Origin of the sequence: Haloparvum sedimenti, assembly GCF_001462205.1 — an archaeon.
Taxonomy (GTDB): Archaea; Halobacteriota; Halobacteria; order Halobacteriales; family Haloferacaceae; genus Haloparvum; species Haloparvum sedimenti.
In genome coordinates, this window is record NZ_LKIR01000013.1 from 1 (window position 1) to 4,889 (window position 4,889).

Consider the following 4,889-nt stretch of genomic DNA (forward strand, 5'->3'; position numbering starts at 1 on the left):
AAGCGGGAGATTTGCGTCATAGACAACCGCATTCTCTCGCTTCAACTCCTTTGATTTAGCGGCCTAACTCGCTGCTGTATGGCGATTCAACACAGCCCGCAATCGGGAATCTCCAGCGGATTCTAGAGGGGTCCGCGAGCGAGGAGCAGCGGGCGGCATTCGCCGAGGCCTGGCACCGGCGCGTGCAGGTCGTCCTCAACGACGATTCGCTGTTCACCGTCGAAGCGGTGTGAACACGACAGTGCAGCCCTCGTACGCTATATGAATTCACTGCGGTATACTGTCGATATCTTCGAGCGCCTCGATAGCAACGTCTCCTAACTCTCCAGCCTGATATGAGAATACCGCTCTCGCACCATCTCATCGAAATTATCTACGCTACTGATTCGATGGGGCAATCCGCTCGCTGATCTCGATCGGGCGACAGAACAGGTGACTGTCCGAACGGAAGAACGCCGGTATGGAAAGAAAATGGTCGTCGTCGAGGGGTTCGAAGGTGGCACCGATCTCGACTCACTCGCCTCAGAACTGAAATCTACACTTGGAACTGGTGGCACCGTCAAAGAAGGGCACATCGAACTCCAGGGCGATCACGAGGAACGCGTCCGCGAACTTCTCAAAGCAAACGGATACTCCGTCAGATAAAACAGTACGATTCTTCATATCCTGTAGAACACTCCACTGGTTCCGTCGTTACCGACAGCATCAACTAAACGATTTGGTAGAGGAGCACTCACAGCGTTCGGGGGTCCGGCTCAACGATCGTAGCAAAGGCGACGTTCTGTTGCACCTGTTCGATCTCAACGGTCGGTTCGTCACCGGGCTGCCCCTCCGGAACGATCACGACGTAACCGCGGTCAACCTTCGCGATGCCGTCGCCCTGGTCACCAATCGTCTCAATCGTCACCTCCCGAATCTCACCCTCTTCAACAGGCGGCTCGGGGGGTCCCTGCTCCTGAGTGGTCGGGGAGGTCTCAGACGATCTGTCCGCGGACGGTGTATCGGATAGCGCCGTTGTATGCCCGGTTTCGAGAACAGCGATTCGATACGTTTCACCGGGTTGAATAGCGTCGTGACGTACCTCACTCGCTGGAACCTCGAATGTGCAGCTTCCGTCCTCGGACTCAATAGTCGCAGTAAATACCGAGCGAAGTGTATCAGGGATGTCGACCATCACGAGAAGATTCAGTATCCGACGCAAATAGTCGTTCCTCACGCCGTCAGTCCGGCGCGTAAGCATCCTCAATATAGTCACGAAGGTCATCGGGCGTCGTCCACGTGTACGCACGATCCACCCGCTCCATCGAGAGGAGATAGTGTGCGAACATCCCGTCGTAGGCCGCGTACTGTTCCTCCTCAGTCTCGTACGTTCGATAGAAGGCTCGCGTTCGCTCCCGATAGGTCGGCTGATCGATGTAGCCCGCTTCCCACGCGTGTCCGCCCTGGGAGTGTTCGTACACCCCGACGATATGATCCGCGTAGCTGACCAACAGCTTGAATTTCGACGTGAAGAACTCCGAGATGTCCAGAATATCGTCCATCAGGAATGCGTCGACACCATCATCGGAGTTTGAGGCTGCGGCATCGCTCGCAAGTTGGTCGCGAACAGCCTCCAATCGTGGTCGCTCCTCCTCACCGTAGGAACCGAGAACGAAGTAGGACGTGTTGTTGATGAATCGTCCGAGGTCCTCGTGCATCGCGGTCTGGATCGCCTCGACCCGTTCGGGTGTGAGCGTCTCGCCCGGCTGGTCACCCAATTTGTCGATGACGGGACGGGTAGCGTCGTCGTTGGTCATACTGGGTAGGATTCACTACCGCCACCTAACGGTACGGAAATACGACCGGAAGTGGAATGCCCCGGCACTCTGGGTACCACTTCGAGTTTCACCGAAATGGTTATCTGACCAGGGGACAAACACTGAGACACAATGTCCCGGCCTGACGCCACCCCGCTCACGCCAGCCGAGAACGCGGCCGGCCTCGATCCGATCGCAGCGTTGAGTGCCCTCGACGACACGACCCGCGCGAATATCATCGGGACGATTGTCGGTCATCCGAAAGGCGCGCCCTCGAAGAAAGAACTCGAATACTACAACCCGAGCGTCGCCGCGTCGACGCTCACCGACCACCTCATTCGGCTGGAGGAGGTGGGGCTGATCAAGGCCATCGAGCGAGATCGTGAGGGGCTCGAGCGGGGCCAGCCATACCGGTTCTTTCAGCTCACCAATGCCGCCCGCGAGCTGTTCGACCGGAACAACCTCTTCGAGCCCGATGCGTACCGAGAGCTATTCGCCGAAGTCGAGAAAACGGACGAAATCAAGACCGCCGAAGACGTCGACCGTCCAGATGAACGGAACTGAAATAGACCGCGGAGCGTGCGTTTTGCTGAACGGAGAGCTCGACATTCGAGATATTCTGGAAATGTAACCAGCGCAAAGCCCACAATGGAGATCAGTCTCGATTTCGATTCAGAACAGATGAATCGTAACAGAAGGCACGCATCAATTCCATCCTCCGAGGCTGTGAAGGTGGATTCATTGTCGAAGCTAAATCGGGAAATACTGGGGCTGAGTCGGTTGTCCTTCCCAATCGTGTCATCTATTTCTGGCGAAATCACGCCACGGTTGTATTGACCACATTGGCGAAATCTCACTTTCTGCCGCCCCACAACGCCGCGAGAGTGTAGTCTTCTTCGGCGAACTCAGGGGATCAACCGTCCAAGAGAGATAGCGGATGGGCTTGCTTGACATCTTCACGACTGATTACGGGGCTGGGGACTCTTGGCTGGGAGATCATCTGAGCCCCGTCGATCACGGTACGAGATTATATGCAGAGCGTCGGTAGCTGTTGTAGCTGAATGATTCTCTCCGTATCGAGGGAGAAGAATGGTCGACGGCCCGACCTTGTTCTACCTAGCGTGCCGACATCCGGCGAATTTTGCTTTACTCACCCACATACATCAGTTGTGGCAGTCCGTTATGAACGTCCATTGTGAACGGTCATTATGAACGTACAGTATGGTCATAAGGTGTGGTCTGTAGTTGCTACAGTGAGTAATGTGGTGTGTGTCTGAGCAACTCTTATTATCGATGCGGATGATGGTGCGCACATGCTACCAATAACCGTCTATAACCAGAGTGGTGGCCAATCCAAATCCACGATCACCAGAGATCTCGCCGCCGCCTACGCCGAACTCGGTCTCAACGTCCTCATCGCGGATTTCGACGCGCAAAATGGGAGCGTCTCGAACTATCTTGGCGTCGACGAAGACAAACACAACCCCGACGCCGACGACCTAACGCTCCACCTCATTGACCAGGGCAAAGGGCCGTTCCGCGATCTCATTCGCACGGCCGACGACGGCATCGACGTCATTCCCTCACACAAACGCTTCAACCGCGTCGACCAACGCCTCGACCAACACGCCGACTACCTCGAAGCGTCCAAACCCCCCGAGTGGGAGTATCCCCGATACAAACGCTTTTTCCAAGTCCTCCAAGACAACGACATTCAGGACGAGTACGACGTCATGCTCGTCGATCCGAACGCGAAAGCCGACGAAGGCTACTATCTCGCCCTCTACGCCACCCGCAACATCCTCATCCCTGCCGAACCCACGCGCGGCGGCATCGAGAGCATCGCCGGCGTCGAAGACAGCGCCCGCAACTTCGCCGAAGAGATGGATATCAACATCACACTAAGCGGTGTCGTTCCATCGAAAGTCGACGCCGGAAAGAAGATTCACAAAGAGTACCTCACTAAGATTCACGAGCAGTATCCGGCTCCAGTCTACTTCAAAAACCTCGGTGCGTTCGAGAAGGCCGAGGAGAACTACGAGACGGTGTTTTCTCAGCTGAAGGACGGCCGCATCCGTGACTACAACGCGGACATCATGCCGAAGTTCCGCACCCTCGCATCGTACATCTACCATCGCGCGGGCCAAGACCTCCCTAACGGCGGGTGGCCGCGAGAAGATCTATTCCACGGGAACGACATCTGGGGAGAAGTCGACCTCTCTCAGCTGACAACTGGCGGTCCCGACGCCGCTGAGGTGTCACAATGAGCTTCGAGTCAGGCGGCGATATGGAGAACCCGTTCGAGGACACAAATGACGAAGGCGACGACACTCAAGCCGACGAATCAGTAGAGATGGACATGGAAGACACGCAGCCTGTCGAGGACGACGAATCGACCAACGAGACCACTGGACAGGCGTCGAGTAATACGAGGCGCGACGACTTACGTGAAGCCGGTGTCGGACAAGAATCCGAGACCGGAGTCGACTACATTAGCGACCTTAAATCCGGCCGCAGGCACTCGAACGAGCAGCTCGCGAGAGCACTCATGCAACCGGAGTATCACTCCGAGTCGCCGCCAGTCCCCTACGCGACGTGGCGAGATGGAACGTCGACGGCACGCGACCGGACCACGCTCGAACTCAACCCGGACGTCGACGACCTTGTCCGAAAGGCCCAAACCGAGTTCGAGGACCGCTATGGCACGAACATCACAAAGGCCGATCTTCGCGAGTTCGCGATGGTGTACGGCCTCGCACACCTCGATGACGTCTTCGAGATGGCTGAAGAATGGGGCATCCAGTACGACAACTGAACCTATGCGCTTCCGTAATTGGCTTCGAACTGTTCCTTGACGTCATCAATATACAGACTTGTGAGCATATCCTTGCCAACTCTAAAGACGAATGGTCCATCCGTACATGAGGAGAAACCTGAGTGGTAGAACTCAGCCAGATACGCTCTAACCAACTATCTAGTAAGGCTTTCAATTGTTACGGCTGTGTTGAATCGCTGTAAGGCGTAGAGATTCACTGTTTGACGAAGCGCTTGATGTTATAGACGACACACATCAGCGCGATTTCGCGGAATTCA

Annotated in this window: 6 protein-coding genes; 4 read left to right on the plus strand and 2 right to left on the minus strand. The window is 55.9% G+C overall.

Annotation, left to right across the window (positions count from 1 at the left end; all coding sequences use genetic code 11):
- Positions 1-432: 432 nt before the first annotated feature.
- Positions 433-645, plus strand: a complete 213-nt coding sequence (locus tag AN233_RS17820; RefSeq protein ID WP_235853656.1) for a stress response translation initiation inhibitor YciH — start codon at positions 433-435, stop codon at positions 643-645.
- Between the two features lie 88 nt (positions 646-733).
- Here AN233_RS17820 and AN233_RS01120 read toward each other — a convergent pair whose 3' ends face one another.
- Together AN233_RS01120 and AN233_RS01125 are read right to left on the minus strand one after the other, a co-directional pair.
- The gene (locus AN233_RS01120; RefSeq protein ID WP_058365043.1) at positions 734-1,174 is read right to left on the minus strand and encodes a TRAM domain-containing protein; all 441 of its coding nucleotides are present in this window, start codon (positions 1,172-1,174) and stop codon (positions 734-736) included.
- Between the two features lie 46 nt (positions 1,175-1,220).
- Positions 1,221-1,796, minus strand: coding sequence for a hypothetical protein (locus AN233_RS01125; protein WP_058365044.1), 576 nt, complete (start codon positions 1,794-1,796; stop codon positions 1,221-1,223).
- A 132-nt stretch (positions 1,797-1,928) separates the two neighbouring features.
- On the opposite strand from AN233_RS01125, the gene AN233_RS01130 reads away from it, so the two are divergent.
- The 3 genes from AN233_RS01130 to AN233_RS01140 all read left to right on the plus strand — a co-directional run bounded on the left by AN233_RS01130 (position 1,929) and on the right by AN233_RS01140 (position 4,611).
- Complete coding sequence (locus tag AN233_RS01130) at positions 1,929-2,360, plus strand: hypothetical protein (protein WP_058365045.1); 432 nt, start codon at positions 1,929-1,931, stop codon at positions 2,358-2,360.
- A 749-nt stretch (positions 2,361-3,109) separates the two neighbouring features.
- Positions 3,110-4,063, plus strand: a complete 954-nt coding sequence (locus AN233_RS01135; protein WP_058365046.1) for a ParA family protein — start codon at positions 3,110-3,112, stop codon at positions 4,061-4,063.
- Positions 4,060-4,611, plus strand: a complete 552-nt coding sequence (locus AN233_RS01140) for a hypothetical protein (protein ID WP_125919943.1) — start codon at positions 4,060-4,062, stop codon at positions 4,609-4,611. Before AN233_RS01135 ends, AN233_RS01140 begins: the two co-directional genes overlap by 4 nt.
- Positions 4,612-4,889 lie beyond the last annotated feature (278 nt).